The sequence below is a fragment of the Streptomyces sp. NPDC005820 genome (assembly GCF_040630255.1).
Classification (GTDB): domain Bacteria; phylum Actinomycetota; class Actinomycetes; order Streptomycetales; family Streptomycetaceae; genus Streptomyces.
In genome coordinates, this window is record NZ_JBEXXE010000004.1 from 305561 (window position 1) to 319730 (window position 14170).

The 14170-nt window shown below is 70.6% G+C and carries 18 protein-coding genes; 9 read left to right on the plus strand and 9 right to left on the minus strand.

Annotated elements, in window-relative coordinates; genetic code table 11:
- Window positions 1-99 precede the first annotated feature (99 nt).
- Window positions 100-711 (minus strand): TIGR03086 family metal-binding protein, encoded by a 612-nt coding sequence (locus tag ABZ464_RS07215; RefSeq protein WP_359272103.1) that lies wholly within the window; start codon window positions 709-711, stop codon window positions 100-102.
- A gap of 62 nt (window positions 712-773) precedes the next feature.
- Here ABZ464_RS07215 and ABZ464_RS07220 point away from each other — a divergent pair, with 62 nt between their 5' ends.
- Window positions 774-1607 carry a helix-turn-helix domain-containing protein gene (locus tag ABZ464_RS07220; RefSeq protein WP_359272106.1) on the plus strand — a complete coding sequence of 278 codons (834 nt, stop codon included), beginning with the start codon at window positions 774-776 and terminating at the stop codon, window positions 1605-1607.
- Here ABZ464_RS07220 and ABZ464_RS07225 read toward each other — a convergent pair.
- From ABZ464_RS07225 to ABZ464_RS07240, 4 genes are read right to left on the minus strand one after another with little or no spacing between them, the layout of a single operon-like run.
- The gene (locus ABZ464_RS07225; RefSeq protein WP_359272109.1) at window positions 1593-2393 is read right to left on the minus strand and encodes a TIGR03943 family protein; all 801 of its coding nucleotides are present in this window, start codon (window positions 2391-2393) and stop codon (window positions 1593-1595) included. The genes ABZ464_RS07220 and ABZ464_RS07225 overlap by 15 nt on opposite strands.
- The gene (locus ABZ464_RS07230; protein ID WP_359272112.1) at window positions 2390-3481 is read right to left on the minus strand and encodes a permease; all 1092 of its coding nucleotides are present in this window, start codon (window positions 3479-3481) and stop codon (window positions 2390-2392) included. Before ABZ464_RS07230 ends, ABZ464_RS07225 begins: the two co-directional genes overlap by 4 nt.
- 6 nt (window positions 3482-3487) lie before the next feature.
- A complete protein-coding gene (locus ABZ464_RS07235) occupies window positions 3488-3961 on the minus strand; it encodes a MarR family winged helix-turn-helix transcriptional regulator (protein ID WP_359272115.1) in 474 nt (157 codons plus the stop codon).
- Window positions 3962-4019: 58 nt separating this feature from the next.
- Entirely contained in the window at window positions 4020-4517 is a 498-nt protein-coding gene (locus ABZ464_RS07240) for a hypothetical protein (RefSeq protein WP_359272118.1), read from the minus strand.
- A 124-nt stretch (window positions 4518-4641) separates the two neighbouring features.
- Between ABZ464_RS07240 and ABZ464_RS07245 the strand changes: the two genes are divergently transcribed.
- Window positions 4642-4977: a YnfA family protein gene (locus ABZ464_RS07245; RefSeq protein ID WP_359272121.1), complete on the plus strand. Its 336-nt coding sequence runs from the start codon at window positions 4642-4644 to the stop codon at window positions 4975-4977.
- Between the two features lie 9 nt (window positions 4978-4986).
- Here the strand turns inward: ABZ464_RS07245 and ABZ464_RS07250 are convergent, their stop codons facing one another.
- A complete protein-coding gene (locus ABZ464_RS07250; RefSeq protein ID WP_359272124.1) occupies window positions 4987-5424 on the minus strand; it encodes a nuclear transport factor 2 family protein in 438 nt (145 codons plus the stop codon).
- A gap of 89 nt (window positions 5425-5513) precedes the next feature.
- Here ABZ464_RS07250 and ABZ464_RS07255 point away from each other — a divergent pair, with 89 nt between their 5' ends.
- The gene (locus ABZ464_RS07255) at window positions 5514-6290 is read left to right on the plus strand and encodes an SDR family NAD(P)-dependent oxidoreductase (RefSeq protein WP_359272127.1); all 777 of its coding nucleotides are present in this window, start codon (window positions 5514-5516) and stop codon (window positions 6288-6290) included.
- Window positions 6290-6415 (plus strand): hypothetical protein, encoded by a 126-nt coding sequence (locus tag ABZ464_RS07260; protein ID WP_359272130.1) that lies wholly within the window; start codon window positions 6290-6292, stop codon window positions 6413-6415. Before ABZ464_RS07255 ends, ABZ464_RS07260 begins: the two co-directional genes overlap by 1 nt.
- A gap of 4 nt (window positions 6416-6419) precedes the next feature.
- Here ABZ464_RS07260 and ABZ464_RS07265 read toward each other — a convergent pair whose 3' ends face one another.
- On the minus strand, window positions 6420-6728 hold the full coding sequence (locus ABZ464_RS07265; RefSeq protein WP_359272133.1) for a hypothetical protein: 309 nt from the start codon (window positions 6726-6728) through the stop codon (window positions 6420-6422).
- Window positions 6716-7000: a hypothetical protein gene (locus ABZ464_RS07270; protein ID WP_359272136.1), complete on the minus strand. Its 285-nt coding sequence runs from the start codon at window positions 6998-7000 to the stop codon at window positions 6716-6718. Before ABZ464_RS07270 ends, ABZ464_RS07265 begins: the two co-directional genes overlap by 13 nt.
- Window positions 7001-7091: 91 nt before the next feature.
- On the opposite strand from ABZ464_RS07270, the gene ABZ464_RS07275 reads away from it, so the two are divergent.
- The gene (locus ABZ464_RS07275) at window positions 7092-8348 is read left to right on the plus strand and encodes a tyrosine-protein phosphatase (RefSeq protein WP_359272139.1); all 1257 of its coding nucleotides are present in this window, start codon (window positions 7092-7094) and stop codon (window positions 8346-8348) included.
- 144 nt (window positions 8349-8492) lie between these two features.
- Window positions 8493-9323, plus strand: a complete 831-nt coding sequence (locus ABZ464_RS07280; RefSeq protein WP_359272142.1) for an LAGLIDADG family homing endonuclease — start codon at window positions 8493-8495, stop codon at window positions 9321-9323.
- A 40-nt stretch (window positions 9324-9363) separates the two neighbouring features.
- Here ABZ464_RS07280 and ABZ464_RS07285 read toward each other — a convergent pair whose 3' ends face one another.
- Window positions 9364-10557: an RtcB family protein gene (locus tag ABZ464_RS07285; RefSeq protein WP_359272145.1), complete on the minus strand. Its 1194-nt coding sequence runs from the start codon at window positions 10555-10557 to the stop codon at window positions 9364-9366.
- Between the two features lie 219 nt (window positions 10558-10776).
- Here ABZ464_RS07285 and ABZ464_RS07290 point away from each other — a divergent pair, with 219 nt between their 5' ends.
- From ABZ464_RS07290 to ABZ464_RS07300, 3 genes are all read left to right on the plus strand, one after another.
- Window positions 10777-11628: a DUF3558 domain-containing protein gene (locus tag ABZ464_RS07290; protein ID WP_359272148.1), complete on the plus strand. Its 852-nt coding sequence runs from the start codon at window positions 10777-10779 to the stop codon at window positions 11626-11628.
- A gap of 118 nt (window positions 11629-11746) precedes the next feature.
- Window positions 11747-12694 carry a DUF3558 domain-containing protein gene (locus tag ABZ464_RS07295; RefSeq protein ID WP_359272151.1) on the plus strand — a complete coding sequence of 316 codons (948 nt, stop codon included), beginning with the start codon at window positions 11747-11749 and terminating at the stop codon, window positions 12692-12694.
- An 85-nt stretch (window positions 12695-12779) separates the two neighbouring features.
- The gene (locus ABZ464_RS07300) at window positions 12780-14141 is read left to right on the plus strand and encodes a DUF2637 domain-containing protein (RefSeq protein ID WP_359272153.1); all 1362 of its coding nucleotides are present in this window, start codon (window positions 12780-12782) and stop codon (window positions 14139-14141) included.
- Window positions 14142-14170 lie beyond the last annotated feature (29 nt).

Consider the following 14170-nt stretch of genomic DNA (forward strand, 5'->3'; position numbering starts at 1 on the left):
ACGCCTTTAGGGGCGCGGGGAACTGCGCGACCAGCCCCCACCGGACCCGCACCCGCCCTCGAACCCCCGCCCCCCTCCCCCTCTCCCCCGGAGGGCCCGTCACCCGTTCCCCTTCCACCCGTACGGATCCCGCCCCGTCGCCGCCAGCAGCCGCTCGAACGCCGGCGCCCCCTCCCGCGCCGCCACCGGCTCCCCGAACACCCCCATCCGCCGGGCCGTCGGCGCCAGCTCGGCCACCACGCCCAGCAGCACCTCCACCACCACCTCGTCCGCCCCCGGGTACCCCTGCCCGGTCGCCCGCGCCAGATCCCACGCGTGCACGGTCAGATCCAGCAGCGCCATCGCCCCCACCAGCCGGGCCGGCATGTCCATCGCCCCGGTCGTCCCCTCCTCCGCCCCCGGCGCCGACCAGGCCGCCACCAGCCGGTCCGCCTCCACCGCGAACCCCTCCCGCCAGTCCGGCCCCGCCCCCACCCGGTCGGGCGTCGCCGCGCCGAAGTCCGACGCCTCCTTCGCCGCCAGCCGCTGGAACTGCTCGACCACCTGGAACACATGGTTGACCAGGGCCTTCACGTCGTACTCCGCACAGGGCGTGGCAGCGCCCAGCGCCCCGTCCCCGATCCCCCGCACCACCGGCACGGCCCGCTCCCGCGCCCTGCCCAGCAGCTCACCGATGCCGTACGCCATCTGTGTGTCCGTCTGAATGTCCATGCCCCGACCGTAGGAAAACCGGCACCGACCCTTCTTGAAGAAACACGACATACGATCCGACCATGGCCGCACCCCGCCGCGACACCCGGGGAATCGTCGACCCGGCCGGGCTGCTGACCCGGGTGCGGTTCCGCCGCCACCCGCCCGCCGAGCCGCTGCGCCGCCATGTCGAGACGTACTGGCTTATCGACTGGGACCTGCCCGAGCCGTACGCCTCCCACATCGTCCCGCACCCCGCCGTCAACCTCACCTTCCAGTGGGACGAGGACGAAGGGCCGCCCTACGCCGAACTGACCGGGGTCGTACGCGGCCTCTACACCCGCAAGCTCAGCGGGCGCGGCCGGGTCTGCGGGGTGAAGTTCCGCCCCGGCGGCTTCCGGCCCTACGCCCCCGGCCCGCCCGTCTCCCACTGGACGGGCCGCGCGCTGCCCGCCCACGACGTCTTCCCGTCCGCCCGCCCCGACACCGCCCGCGCGATCGTCACGCCCGCCGACGACACCGCCCGGGTGGCCGCCCTCGACGCCTTCCTGCTCGCCCTCGACCCCGTGCCCGACCCCCGGGCCGACCGGGCCATGGCCCTCGTGGAGCAGGCCCGCGCCGACCTCACCCTGCGCCGCGTCGACGACCTCGCCCACGCCGAGGGCGTGTCCGTACGATCCCTGCAGCGCCTGTTCGCCGGGTACGTCGGCGTCAGCCCGAAGTGGGCCATCCTCCGCTACCGCCTCCACGAGGCCCTGGAGCGGGCGGGCACCCAGGAGGCGCTGGACTGGGCGGCCCTGGCGGCGGACCTGGGCTACGCCGACCAGGCCCACCTGGCCCGTGACTTCAAGGCGACGGTGGGGGTGTCACCCACGGCCTACGCGCTCGCCTCGGCCACCGCCTCAGCCCAGGGGTAGCGCGTCCATGTACGCGTTCGACGGCTTGCGCACCTTCTTCAGGCTGCGGGCGTCCAACGCCACCGCCGCCGACGAGGTGCCCAGCTTCCCGCTCGGGTGCCAGGTCCCGGTCACCGTCACCCAGGTGTCCGCCTTCGGCGGGGTGCCGCCGTACACCCGTACCTTCAGCGTGGTCGCGTCCGCCGCACAGCAGCTGATGAGGATCCGCGTCAGATACCAGCCGCCCCCGTCGGCCGGCGAGACGAACCCCGTCAGCCGCACCGCGCGCCCCTTGATCGCCCGGCTGCGGTCCTGCTGCACCCGCTGGGTGAACTCGGTCAGCGTGACCGGCAGCGGCGAGGTCGCCGGCAGCGGATCGAACCCGTCGTCCTGCACCGCGACCACCTTGGCCGGCTCCCGCGAGGCCGTGTACGAGCCGAGCGCGGGCGGGGCGTAGAACAGCAGGCTCAGTACCGGCAGGAACAGCAGCCAGGCGACGCGCGGCACCCGGGAGTGGTCATGGCCGTGCCCCTCATGCCCCTCATGCCCCTCATGGCCCCCAGGCACCCCATGCACCCCATGCACCCCATGCACCCCATGCCGATCCTGCTCCTCGTGCTGGTCCCGCCGTCCGCGCGCGGCCAGCGCCTCCAGCACCCCCAGCCCCACCAGCACCACCCCCGACACGACCAGCAGCCACCGCATCCCCGGCTTCACGAACCGCAGGTACTCGTCCGTGAACAGCGAGGTCTGCAACAGCCCCAGCCCACCCAGCACCAGCAACGCGACCTGCACGAACCGCTTCACAACAGCACCCCTCCCACGACCGCGCTGCACACCACCGCGACGACGACCGTCGCCGAGGAGAACCGGACCGCGAAGGCCCGGCCGAACGTCCCCGCCTGCAACGCGATCAGCTTCAGATCGACCATCGGCCCCACCACCATGAACGCCAGCCGCGCCACCGGCGAGAACCCGCTCAGCGAGGCCGCCACGAACGCGTCCGCCTCGCTGCACACCGCCAGCAGGATCGCCAGCGCCGCCAGGAACAGCACCGACAGCCACGGCGAACCGGAGAACACCTCCAGCACCGACCGCGGCACCGCCACATTGAACGTCGCCGCCGCCATCGCCCCGACCACCAGGAAACCCCCCGCGTGCAGGAAGTCGTGCTGGAAACCCTGCCGGAACTCCTCCCAGCGGCTGTGCCCCGGCCGGTGCCCGGTGTGCCGTACGGCAGGCCGCAGCCACTCCTCGCGCCCCAGCCAGAGCCACAGCCAGCCCATCACGGCCGCCGTCACCAGCGAGGCCAGCAGCCGGGCCAGCACCATCTCCGGGCTGCCCGGGAACGCCACCGCCGTCGCCGTCAGCACCACCGGATTGATCGCGGGCGCCGACAGCAGGAACGCGAACGCCGCCGCCGGAGTGACCCCCCGCCCGATCAGACTGTTCGCCACCGGCACGGACGCGCACTCGCACCCCGGCAGCACCACCCCCGCCATCCCCGCCACCGGCACCGCGAGCGCCGGCCGCTTCGGCAGCAGTCGCCCGAACACACTCGCCGGCACGAACGCGTTGATCGCCCCCGACAGCGCCGTCCCCAGCAACAGGAACGGCAGCGCCTGCACGGTGACCGCCAGACACACCGTCCGCCACGCCTGCACGGCGGGCTCCTCCAGCCCCCGCCCCACGACCACCAGCACCGCCCCCGGCAGCACCGCCGCGCCGAGCAGCACCAGAAGCCAGTGCCGGGGCAGCCCCCGCACGGTCCCGGCCCCGGCCCCGGCCCCGACCGCCTCAGCCGCCTCGACCGCCTCGGCCTGCCGACGGGCCTGCACCACACCGAACTCCAGCGTCTCGGAGTCCCGGAAGTCCGGTATGCCCGTGTCCCGCATGTCCCCCTACACCCGGCCTTCCCGCAGTCGTGCGATCCGCTCCCCGTGGAACTCCACCGTCCGCCTCATGTGCCGCACGATCACGGCCAGTTCCGCGTCCGCCAGATCCACGAACAGGGGCGTACGGTCCCCGCCCAGCCGCTCCCACATCCGCCCGAACTCCGCGATCCGCTCCGGCACCGGCGCCACCAGCACCCGCCGCCGGTCGACCGCGTCCCGTTCCCGGACCACGTACCCCGCCCGCTCCAGCCGGTCCACCAGCCGCGTCGCCGACCCCGTGGTCAGCCCCGTCAGCTCGGCCACCCGGCCCGCGGTCACCGGTTCCGGCTCCAGCGTCAGCAGGTTCAGACACTGCAGATCGGTCGGATGCAGCCCGAGCCGGTCCGCCAGCGCCTGATTGAACAGGGCGTACGACGCCACGTACCGGCGGGAGACCACGGACAGCTCGTCCAGCAGCCTCGACCGCACGTTCCCGGACATCGCCCAACCCCTTCGTCAGCGCCGCCTGCCGAGATCGTACTCAGGGACCTCACGGCCCTCAGAAGTAGTAGGCGTCCCCGGTGTCCAGCACCAGCACCTGCTGCCGGTCGTTGGCCCGGTTCCGGTCCACGGCCCCGCCCGCCCACACCGTGTCGACCGCGAGCGTCGCCTCCGCCGGCCGGCCCCGCAGCCACACCCCCAGCTCGATCCGCTCCCCCAGCGTGTCCGCCGCCAGCGCGCCCGTACGGCACACCACCGACCGCTCCCCGGTCCGCGCACACCCGTCCGGCAGCCGCTGGGCCCGCGCCGCCAGCGGCACCGACCAGCGCAGCCGTACGGTCGCGTCGGCCACGTCCGCCGGACCGTGGTTGCGCGGAGTGAGCCGTACGTCGACCCGCCCGCCGTGCATGACCGCGAACCCGTGATACGACAGATCCGCCTCGGCCGCCTCCCTCGCCTCCCTCGCCTCCCCCGCCTCGGCCGCCGCCGGCGTGGGCGAGCCCACCGCCAGCACCCCCATGGCCCCCCACACGGCGAGCCCCCGCATCCTGCGCATACCACCACTCCTCCGTCGGCCGGGTCCTACCGGTGGGTCCCACCGGTGGGATGTATCCCACGGGGAGCGGGCGGTGAGGCGCCCTCCAACAGGTGACGCGCACCGGCATGCCAGGCTGAGCGGCATGCTCGTGCTGCGCTCCGCCGCCCTCTTCGTCCTCGCCGCCGTCCTCGAGATCGGCGGCGCCTGGCTGGTCTGGCAGGGCGTGCGCGAGCACCGCGGCTGGCTCTGGGCCACCGGCGGAGTCCTCGCCCTCGGCGCCTACGGCTTCGTCGCCACCTTCCAGCCCGACGCCCACTTCGGCCGTGTCCTCGCCGCGTACGGCGGGATCTTCGTCGCCGGTTCGCTCCTGTGGGGCGTGGTCGCCGACGGCTACCGGCCCGACCGCTGGGACATCGCGGGCGCGCTGATCTGCCTCGCGGGCATGGCCGTGATCATGTGGGCCCCGCGCGGCGAGTGAGCGGGCGTCTTACGGCAGGTCCTCGGGCAGCAGCCCCAGCTGCCCCAGGAACTCCATCTCGTCGAAGTAGAGCCGGTAGTCGACGATCCGGCCCTGCGCGTCGACCTTCGCGAAGTCCACCCCGCGAATCCTGATCTCCTTGTCCGTCGCGGGCAGCGACTCCCCGGTCGGCAACTGGATCGGCCCGGTGTTGCGACCGGCGAAGAACCCCTCGTCGATGGCCGTGTCACCGACCTCGTACGCGTGCACCGGCTCGTAGCGCGCCTCGGGCACCATGTCCGTCATCTGACGCCAGTACTCGACGATGCTGTCCCGGCCGCGCAGCTCCCCGCCGTCGGGTGTGACGGCGACGGCGTCCTCCGCGAAGAGCTCACCGATGACCTTCGGATCCGTCTTCGTGGTCAGCGCCTCAGTGAGCCGGTCCATGACCTCTCGCGCCTGTCCCATGGTCCACCTCCCGGACAGAGGATCACCCACCCCGATTTTCGCACCTATCCTGGCGGGCAGGCACCCGACCACGTCCGAGGAGCAGTCCCATGGCCACCGCCGCACCGTCCGCCGCCTCCCGCATCGCCGTCGTCACCGGTGCGAGCAGCGGAATCGGCGCCGCCACGGCCCGCCGGCTCGCCGCAGCCGGCTACCGCGTCGTCCTCACCGCCCGCCGCAAGGACCGGATCGAGGCGCTGGCCGAGGAGATCGTCGCGGCGGGCGGCTCGGCGGCCGCCTACCAGCTGGACGTCACGGACCGCGCGGCCGTCGACGAGTTCGCGACCGCCTTCACGACCGTCGGCGTCCTGATCAACAACGCGGGCGGCGCGCTCGGCGCCGACCCGGTGGCCACCGGCGACCCCGCCGACTGGCGCTCGATGTACGAGACGAACGTCATCGGCACCCTCAACCTCACCCAGGCCCTGCTGCCCAAGCTGGACGCGAGCGGCGACGGCACGATCGTCGTCGTCTCCTCCACGGCCGGCCACGGCACCTACGAGGGCGGCGCCGGCTATGTCGCCGCCAAGCACGGCGCCCACGTCCTCGCCGAGACCCTCCGCCTGGAGATCGTCGGCCGGCCGGTCCGCGTCATCGAGATCGCCCCCGGCATGGTCAAGACCGACGAGTTCGCCCTCACCCGCTTCGGCGGCGACGAGGACAAGGCCGCCAAGGTCTACGAGGGCGTCGCCGACCCCCTCACCGCCGACGACGTCGCCGACACCATCGCCTGGACGGTGACCCGCCCCAGCCACGTCAACGTCGACCTCCTGGTGCTGCGCCCCCGCGCCCAGGCGTCGAACACCAAGGTCCACCGGGAGCTGTGATGGTGTCCAAGGACCCACAGGGGCCGCACGACGAACGCCAGATGTGGTGGTGGCTCGGCTACTTCCTCTTCGGCATCCACATCGTGGCGTTCGTCATGATCTACGCGGTACGGCACGCGAAGTGACAGCTCAGGGCGCCTGACACGCCGGATCTTCGACGATCACGGCATTGGCCGGAATGATGATCACGTCGTCCTCGTCCTGCTGCTGCACGAATTTCGTCGTGGCGTACGCCCGCTTGCCCTTCCCCACGCACTTGGTGGCGAGGTTCCCGAACCCGTCGGGGAAGTTGTAGACCTCGGCGGCGGAGTCCTCCCCCGCCTTCCCCGCGACCGGGGCGTCGGCCTTCCCCCGCTCCTCGTAGTACTGCTGCGAAGCACACCCGCCGAGCGCGAGAACGAGCCCGGCCACCACCCCGGCCGCCGTCACCCCCCGCATGTCTTGTCCTCGACGATCTGCACATTGGACGGCCCGGTCGCGTTGGTCGTCACATACGCCCGGAACCCGTGCCCCACACACTTGGTGGCGAGGTTCCCGAACCCGTCCGGCATGTTGAACACCTCGGCGGGAGTGTCGTCCCCCGCCTTCCCGGCGACCGGCGCGTCCCCCTTCCCCCGCTCGTCCTCGTACCCCTGCGAACATCCGGCGAGCAGAGCCCCCACAACAACCACAAGCCCCGCCACCGTCACCGGCCCACGCATCCGCTTCATCCGACACCCCCGTGTCAACGACCCGAACTGGCCAACCTAAGACACCAGTTCGCCCCCACCCGGTTCCGGACCCTCCGCATAGGGTCACGCCGTGGACAGACACCTCGCGTTCGACAAGCTGCACAACTTCCGCGACCTGGGCGGCTACCGCACCACCGACGGCCTCCGCATCCGCCCCGGCCGCCTCTACCGCGCGGACTCCCTGGGCAGGCTGACGAGGGACACCCCCGACTGGCACCGCTTCCTGTCCCTCTCCGTGGGCACGGTGATCGACCTCCGCCACCCCTGGGAGGCCGACGCCCGGGGCCGGGTCCCGACGGACCCCTCCTTCGCGTACCACAACCTCAGCATCGAACACCGTCCCTACAACCAGGCGGCACAGACCCCGGACGTGGACCCGGGCCCCTACCTCGCCGAGCGCTACATGGAGGTGGCGCAGGACGGCACGAAGGAACTGGCGGCGGCACTGGAACTGATCGCCCGCGCGGACGCCCCCCTCACCTTCCACTGCGCCTCGGGCAAGGACCGCACAGGCCAGCTCGCGGCCCTGGTCCTCTCCCTCCTGAACATCCCCGACGAGACGATCGTCTTCGACTTCACCCTGACCGAACTGGCCACCGAGGCCCTGCTGTCCGACTGGCGCGCGCGCAACGAGGGCCGCTCCCCCGCCTGGCCGGCCTTCGGCCGCGCACCCGCCTCGGCGATGCGCCTGTTCCTCACCGGCCTGCGGAACCGCCACGGCTCGGTGGAGTCGTATGTGACGGAGGCCCTGGGCCTGAACGCGACGCCCCTCTCCGCCGCCCTCCGCACCCGCCTCCTCGAACCCGTCCCCACAGCCTGCCCACCCCCGGCCTTCCGCAGGGCGACCCCGGCCGAGGCCCCCCTCCTGGTCCGCCTCCGCGACACGGCCGCCCTCTGGCAACTCGCCCACGGCATCGACCAGTGGAAGCCGGGCGAGAAGAACGAGACCCACTTCCGCGACCGCATGGAGTCAGGCGAGATCTGGCTGTCCCACACGGACGCCTCTCCGACCGGCGCGTACGAACTCTGGTGGGACGACCCGTCCGCCTGGGGCCCCCGCCCACCCGACGCGGGCTACATCCACCGCCTGATGACGACCCCGTACACGGCACCCCCGGCAACGGGCCGCGCCCTGCTCACCCACGCCGAATCCCGCATCACCGCAGCGGGCCGCCCCTACGCCCGCCTGGACTGCCTCTCCTCCAACCCCCGCCTGCGCACGTACTACGAGGCGGCGGGCTACACGGTCGTAGGCGAACAACGGGAAAAGAACGCCGGATCGGGCAGCCCGTACGCGGTGACACTCCTGGAGAAACGGCTCTTCTGAACCCGTACGGGTGAACATCACCGATCACCCGATCGAAGCCCGAACCAGCGACTTAGCCTCGCAGTAGAACGTCAAACATGACGGCCCCCGGCTGGGCGGCATCCCGGCCGAGGACCTGACCAGCAAGGAAGGAACAACTTCCTCATGGCTGACTGCGAGCCTAACGCCCACCGGTTCATGGACCTGACGATCCCGGAGTACGCGTACATGTTCGGGTTCTTGCAGGCGGACGGGCACCTGCACCAAGGCGTCGGCCAGAAAGGCCGTCTGAGCGTGGAACTCAACATCAGGGACATCGATCTGCTGTACCGGTTCAAGCATTTGACGCCGTACAACAGCCGCGTCGCCGAGCGCACCCGATCCACGAACTTCGTCGAGGAATACCACTCGGCGACGTGGACCCTGTGTTCACTGGAGGCTCGGACGAAGCTCAACGAACTCGGTATGCCGTACGGCCGCAAGTCACAGACCATCGCCCCACCAAGCGTCGAGTTCTCACGCCGGGACTACTTGCGCGGCATCATCGATGCCGACGGCTCCGTCGGCTACGCGGGCCAGGGAATCCCTTTCGTTTGCCTGACCACCTCCAGCACGGCCATCGCTGCGTACCTGAGCGCCTACGCACGTGAACTCACCGGCGCGGAGCGCACGGCGAATCGCAACGCGCGCGACGAGGTCTACAACATCGCCTACGAGAAGGAAGCCGCTCAGCTCCTGGCAACTGACCTCTACTACCCGCGGTGCCTGTCTCTGGGACGCAAGCAGGTAAAGGCAGAAGCAGTCAGCTCATGGACCCGCCCATACGACATGCGCATTGTGCACTCAAGGCGCTGGACCGCCCCGGAAGACAATGCGCTTCTCCAGTCCGACGACATCCCGGCGGTGGCCGAGAAACTCGGACGCAGCGAGCAAAGTTGCCGCATGCGCCGATGGCGTCTCCGCAACAGCCGCATGCTGACGCCGAGCGACCAATGATGTGCGTGAGGCCCCCCGAGTCCGGGGGGCCTCACGCACATCAGCCCTTCACACAAACAACCTGCTTGAGCTTCGCCACGATCTCCACCAGGTCCCGCTGCTGATCGATGACCTGGTCGATCGGCTTGTAGGCGCCCGGGATCTCGTCCACGACGCCGGAGTCCTTACGGCACTCCACGCCCCGCGTCTGCTCCTCCAGGTCCTTCGTCGAGAAGCGGCGCTTGGCCGCGTTACGGCTCATGCGCCGACCCGCGCCGTGCGAGGCCGAGTTGAAGGACTTCTCGTTCCCGAGGCCCTTCACGATGTAGGAACCGGTGCCCATGGAGCCCGGGATGATTCCGTACTCGCCGGCCCGGGCACTGATCGCTCCCTTACGGGTGACGAGCATGTCCACCCCCTCGTAGCGCTCACGGCTCACGTAGTTGTGATGGCAGCTCACCTCGGGCTCGAAGGTGACCCGGGCCTTCCTGAACTCCTTGCGGAGGACGTCCTTGAAGAGGGCCATCATGATCGACCGGTTGAACTTGGCGTACTCCTGAGCCCAGTAGAGGTCGTTCTGGTAAGCGGCCATCTGCGGGGTGTCGGCGACGAAGACCGCCAGATCGCGGTCGATCAGCCCCTGGTTGTGCGGGAGCTTCTGCGCCACCCCGATGTGATGCTCGGCCAGTTCCTTGCCGATGTTCCGGGATCCGGAGTGGAGCATGAGCCATACAGAACCGGACGTATCTACGCATACTTCACAGAAGTGGTTGCCTGAGCCAAGTGTTCCCATCTGCTTCGAAGCCCGCTCCCGCCGGAACTTGACCGCCTCGGCCACCCCGTCGAACCGCCCCCAGAAGTCGTCCCACCCCGCGGTCGCGAAACCATGCAGTTGCCCCGCGTCGACGGGATCGTCATGCATCCCCCGCCCCACCGGAATCGCCTGCTCGATCTTCGAGCGCAGTCGGGACAGGTCACCGGGCAGGTCGTTCGCCGTCAGGGACGTCTTCACCGCGGACATCCCGCAGCCGATGTCCACGCCCACCGCCGCCGGGCACACCGCACCCCGCATCGCGATGACCGACCCGACCGTCGCCCCCTTCCCGTAGTGGACGTCCGGCATCACGGCCAGGCCCTTGATCCACGGCAGGGTGGCGACGTTGCGCAGCTGCTGGAGTGCCACGTCCTCCACCGACGCCGGGTCGGTCCACATCCGGATCGGTACCTTCGCACCCGGCATTTCCACGTATGACATATCGGCCCCAATCCCCCGGATCAACAACAGAAGTCTCAAGTCGCAAAACCGGCGCCAAGATCAACGAATAGGACATCGGACCGGCGTCCACGGTGTTGCGTGCGATACACATTGTCTGCTGGGGCCGCCCCCGTCCGGCAAGCGATTAAGCAGCGGGGACACTGGACCAAGATCACGCGATCCCGCGATCACCACGCGAACCGTCGAGAGGAGCCGACCGTGCACCGGAAGGCCTACGTACCCGGCATCGCCGCCCTCCTCGCGGCGCTGCTGGCCGGCTGCACCGGCAGCTCGGACAACGGCGGTTCCACGGACGACTCCAACCCCGGCGAGGCCGGCACCGCCTCGGCCGCCGCGCAGCCCGGCAAGTACACGACCCTCCCCGAGGCCTGCAGCGCCGTCGGCCGCTCCACGCTCGACTCCCTGCTGCCCGGCATCAAGGAACTCACCGACGAGCAGCAGCGCGAGACCGCCTACGAGGGCGAGGCGACGCCGACGTTCGACACGGACCGCAAGGTGGGCTGCCGTTGGAAGGTGCAGTCGGCGGACGCCACGAACCACCTCTTCGTCGACCTCGAACGCGTCGTCTCCTACGACAACTCCGTCAGCGACGACGACGAGGCCGAGGAGCTGTTCGCGCGGAAGGTCACCGCAGCCGACCTCCCGGAGCCCACGGCCTCCGACTCCGGCACGGGGACCCCCTCGTCCAGTTCATCCGGTTCACCCAGTTCATCTGGTTCGCCGGTTTCATCGAGCCCGTCCGCCGCCTCCTCCGCGTCCCCTTCCACCTCCGGCTCCACCGGCTCCTCCCCCTCCTCCACCCCCACCGACCTCCAGCCCCGCCTGCTGGACGACCTCGGTGACGAGGCGTTCGTCGACGACGCGCTCAGCAACTCCGGTTCCACGGTCAAACAGCGCACGGTGACTGTGGCGTTCCGCACGTCCAACGTCATCGTGACCATCGAGTACGAGGAGCAGCCGGCGACGGTCGGAACCGTCCCGGACAGCAAGGAAATGCAGGACAAGGCCCGGAAACTGGCTTCTCAGCTCGCCGACTCCCTGGCCGGATAACGGCCTTCGGCGTCCACCCCCGGCGGGTCCGCAAAGGGGGTGAAGCGGAACCGCACAGCTGTCTCACCGCGTACCGTGGCCCCTCGGACCCGATCCGACCGCAGGAACCACGAGCGTCATGAGTGAAGGAACCATGCAGCGACGAGCCCAGCGAGACGACCAGTTTGACCAGCGCGCCACCCGCACGGGCGGCCTGAACCGCGTCCTGGCCGCCGCGCTCGCGGTGCCGGTGATGGTGTTCGCGGCGGCGTGCTCCTCGGACTCCGGCTCGGACTCGGCGAACGGCTCCACCACCGCGACGGACGGCGCGCAGGGCGCGGGCGGCTCCGGCGACGCCGCCGCGAGCTCCGCTCCCAAGGTCGAGGCGGCCGCGTACGCCACGCTGCCGGGCGCCTGCAAGGTGCTGTCGAAGAAGACGCTGACGGAACTGGTGCCGAAGGGCACGTCGTCCGGCAAGGAGGGCGACTCCTCCGACACCGGCGCCCGCGCCAGCTGCTCCTGGTCGAGCCTGGACAACAACGGGGTCAAGGGCTCGCAGTTCCGCTGGCTCAATGTCTCCCTGCTGCGTTTCGAGTCGGACGCGGCGACCGGCGACGCCGAGTCGCAGGCGCAGACGTACTACGCGAAGCAGGTCAAAGCCGCCCAGACGGTGACGGACGCCAAGAACGCCAAGACGGAGACCGTCACCGGCACGGGCGACCAGGCGACGGTGGTGCGTTACGACCTGAAGAAGAAGGAAGGCGCCTTCAAGCAGCAGACGATCGTGGCCCGGGTCGAGAACGTGGTCATCACGCTCGACTACAACGGCGCCGGTCTGGCCGGTGAGAAGACGCCCGGCGCCGACACTCTGACGGCGTCCGCGAAGAAGGCCGCCCAGGAGGTCGTGGCGGCGGTCAGGTCCGCCAACGGCGAGGGCAGCGGCGGCAGTTCGACCTCGACGACCAGCCCGTCCCCCTCCAAGTCGGCTTCGGCGACCCCCAAGGCGACGGCGTCCGGGACCCCGTCGAGCACGGCGACGAAGTCGGTCTCGAAGACGACGGCCAAGGCTTCCGCCACGAAGCGCTGATGAAGAGCTGAAGGTCCGGACACCCGTGCGCCGCACACATGTGCCACCCTGTTGCGCGCAACAACACGCAAGGGGAGGGGAGTAGGTGGCCGCGCCAATCCAGCTGACTCGGATGCACCGCGTTCTCATAGGCGTGGTCGTGACCGGCGCCGTGATCATCGCCGGCATCGGCTTCGCCGGCTCGTACGCGGCGGTGCGCGAGTTGGCCCTGCAAAAAGGATTCGGGAACTTCTCGTATGTGTTCCCGATCGGCATCGACGCGGGTATCTGCGTCCTGCTCGCCCTGGATCTGCTGCTGACCTGGATCCGGATCCCCTTCCCCCTGCTGCGGCAGACGGCGTGGCTGCTGACGGCGGCCACGATCGCCTTCAACGGCGCGGCGGCCTGGCCGGACCCGCTGGGCACGGGTATGCACGCGGTGATCCCGATCCTGTTCGTGGTCTCGGTCGAGGCCGCCCGGCACGCGATCGGCCGGATCGCCGACATCACCGCGGACAAGCACATGGAGGGCGTCCGCATCACGCGCTGGCTGCTCTCGCCGGTGCCCACGTTCCTCCTCTGGCGCCGGATGAAGCTCTGGGAGCTGCGCTCCTACGAACAGGTGATCAAGCTGGAGCAGGAACGTCTCGTCTACCAGGCCCGCCTCCGCTCCCGCTTCGGCCGCGCCTGGCGCCGCAAGGCCCCGGTGGAGTCCCTGATGCCGCTCCGCCTGGCCCGCTACGGAGTCCCCCTCGCGGAAACGGCCCCGGCGGGCCTGGCAGCGGCAGGCATAGAGCCGGCGGTGCTCCCCCCGGCCCCCCAGCACCAGGAGCTCCCGCCGGCACACCTGGCGGAGATAGCTGCGGGCAATCGTGCCGCTGGGGTGGCACGGGTGGGCGCTGGGGGCACCTCCCAGGCCGTTCAGGCACTGGGGGAGGCACCTCCCAGCGAGCAGCGCGGATACCCCGGCGGCACCCAGAACCCCGGGCAACCGTTCCAGGAGGCCCAGCCGGCCCCCGACCCGAGCCCCTGGTTCCAGACACCCCCGCAAGAGGTCGCGTACCACGGCGGCTACGACCCCAACTACGACCCCTCCGAGCAGTACGCCCAGTGGTACGAGCAGGAGGAGCAGGCCACCGAGTACCGCGAGCAGTACGAGGAGGAGCCCCCGGCCCCCGGCCAGGAACCGGCCCCCGAGGAGACCGGCACGTTCCCCATCCCGGTGGTCCCGGGCGGCCGCACCCGTGAGCTGGGAGAGGGCGGCGGCTACGAGCCGGACGAGGACGCGTACTACCAGGTCTTCCGTGAGTCGATCAAGGGTGGCAACGGAGCGCCGACCCCCAAGGGGTTCCTCGTCGACGTCGAGGCGACCTACGGCATCACGCTCCCCGAGGCCGAGGCCAAGCGCATGGTGAACCGCTTCTCCAACCGTCTCAACGCCGAAATGGCGGAAGAGCACATCGCATAGGGACGAGCACATCGCGTAGAGCGCACACG

Coding starts and splice junctions, on each gene's coding strand:
- ABZ464_RS07215 (WP_359272103.1), bottom strand. CDS start 711: ATGGACATTCAGACGGACACACAGATGGCGTACGGCATCGGTGAGCTG.
- ABZ464_RS07220 (WP_359272106.1), top strand. CDS start 774: ATGGCCGCACCCCGCCGCGACACCCGGGGAATCGTCGACCCGGCCGGG.
- ABZ464_RS07230 (WP_359272112.1), bottom strand. CDS start 3,481: ATGCGGGACACGGGCATACCGGACTTCCGGGACTCCGAGACGCTGGAG.
- ABZ464_RS07235 (WP_359272115.1), bottom strand. CDS start 3,961: ATGTCCGGGAACGTGCGGTCGAGGCTGCTGGACGAGCTGTCCGTGGTC.
- ABZ464_RS07240 (WP_359272118.1), bottom strand. CDS start 4,517: ATGCGCAGGATGCGGGGGCTCGCCGTGTGGGGGGCCATGGGGGTGCTG.
- ABZ464_RS07245 (WP_359272121.1), top strand. CDS start 4,642: ATGCTCGTGCTGCGCTCCGCCGCCCTCTTCGTCCTCGCCGCCGTCCTC.
- ABZ464_RS07250 (WP_359272124.1), bottom strand. CDS start 5,424: ATGGGACAGGCGCGAGAGGTCATGGACCGGCTCACTGAGGCGCTGACC.
- ABZ464_RS07255 (WP_359272127.1), top strand. CDS start 5,514: ATGGCCACCGCCGCACCGTCCGCCGCCTCCCGCATCGCCGTCGTCACC.
- ABZ464_RS07260 (WP_359272130.1), top strand. CDS start 6,290: ATGGTGTCCAAGGACCCACAGGGGCCGCACGACGAACGCCAGATGTGG.
- ABZ464_RS07265 (WP_359272133.1), bottom strand. CDS start 6,728: ATGCGGGGGGTGACGGCGGCCGGGGTGGTGGCCGGGCTCGTTCTCGCG.
- ABZ464_RS07270 (WP_359272136.1), bottom strand. CDS start 7,000: ATGAAGCGGATGCGTGGGCCGGTGACGGTGGCGGGGCTTGTGGTTGTT.
- ABZ464_RS07280 (WP_359272142.1), top strand. CDS start 8,493: ATGGCTGACTGCGAGCCTAACGCCCACCGGTTCATGGACCTGACGATC.
- ABZ464_RS07285 (WP_359272145.1), bottom strand. CDS start 10,557: ATGTCATACGTGGAAATGCCGGGTGCGAAGGTACCGATCCGGATGTGG.
- ABZ464_RS07295 (WP_359272151.1), top strand. CDS start 11,747: ATGAGTGAAGGAACCATGCAGCGACGAGCCCAGCGAGACGACCAGTTT.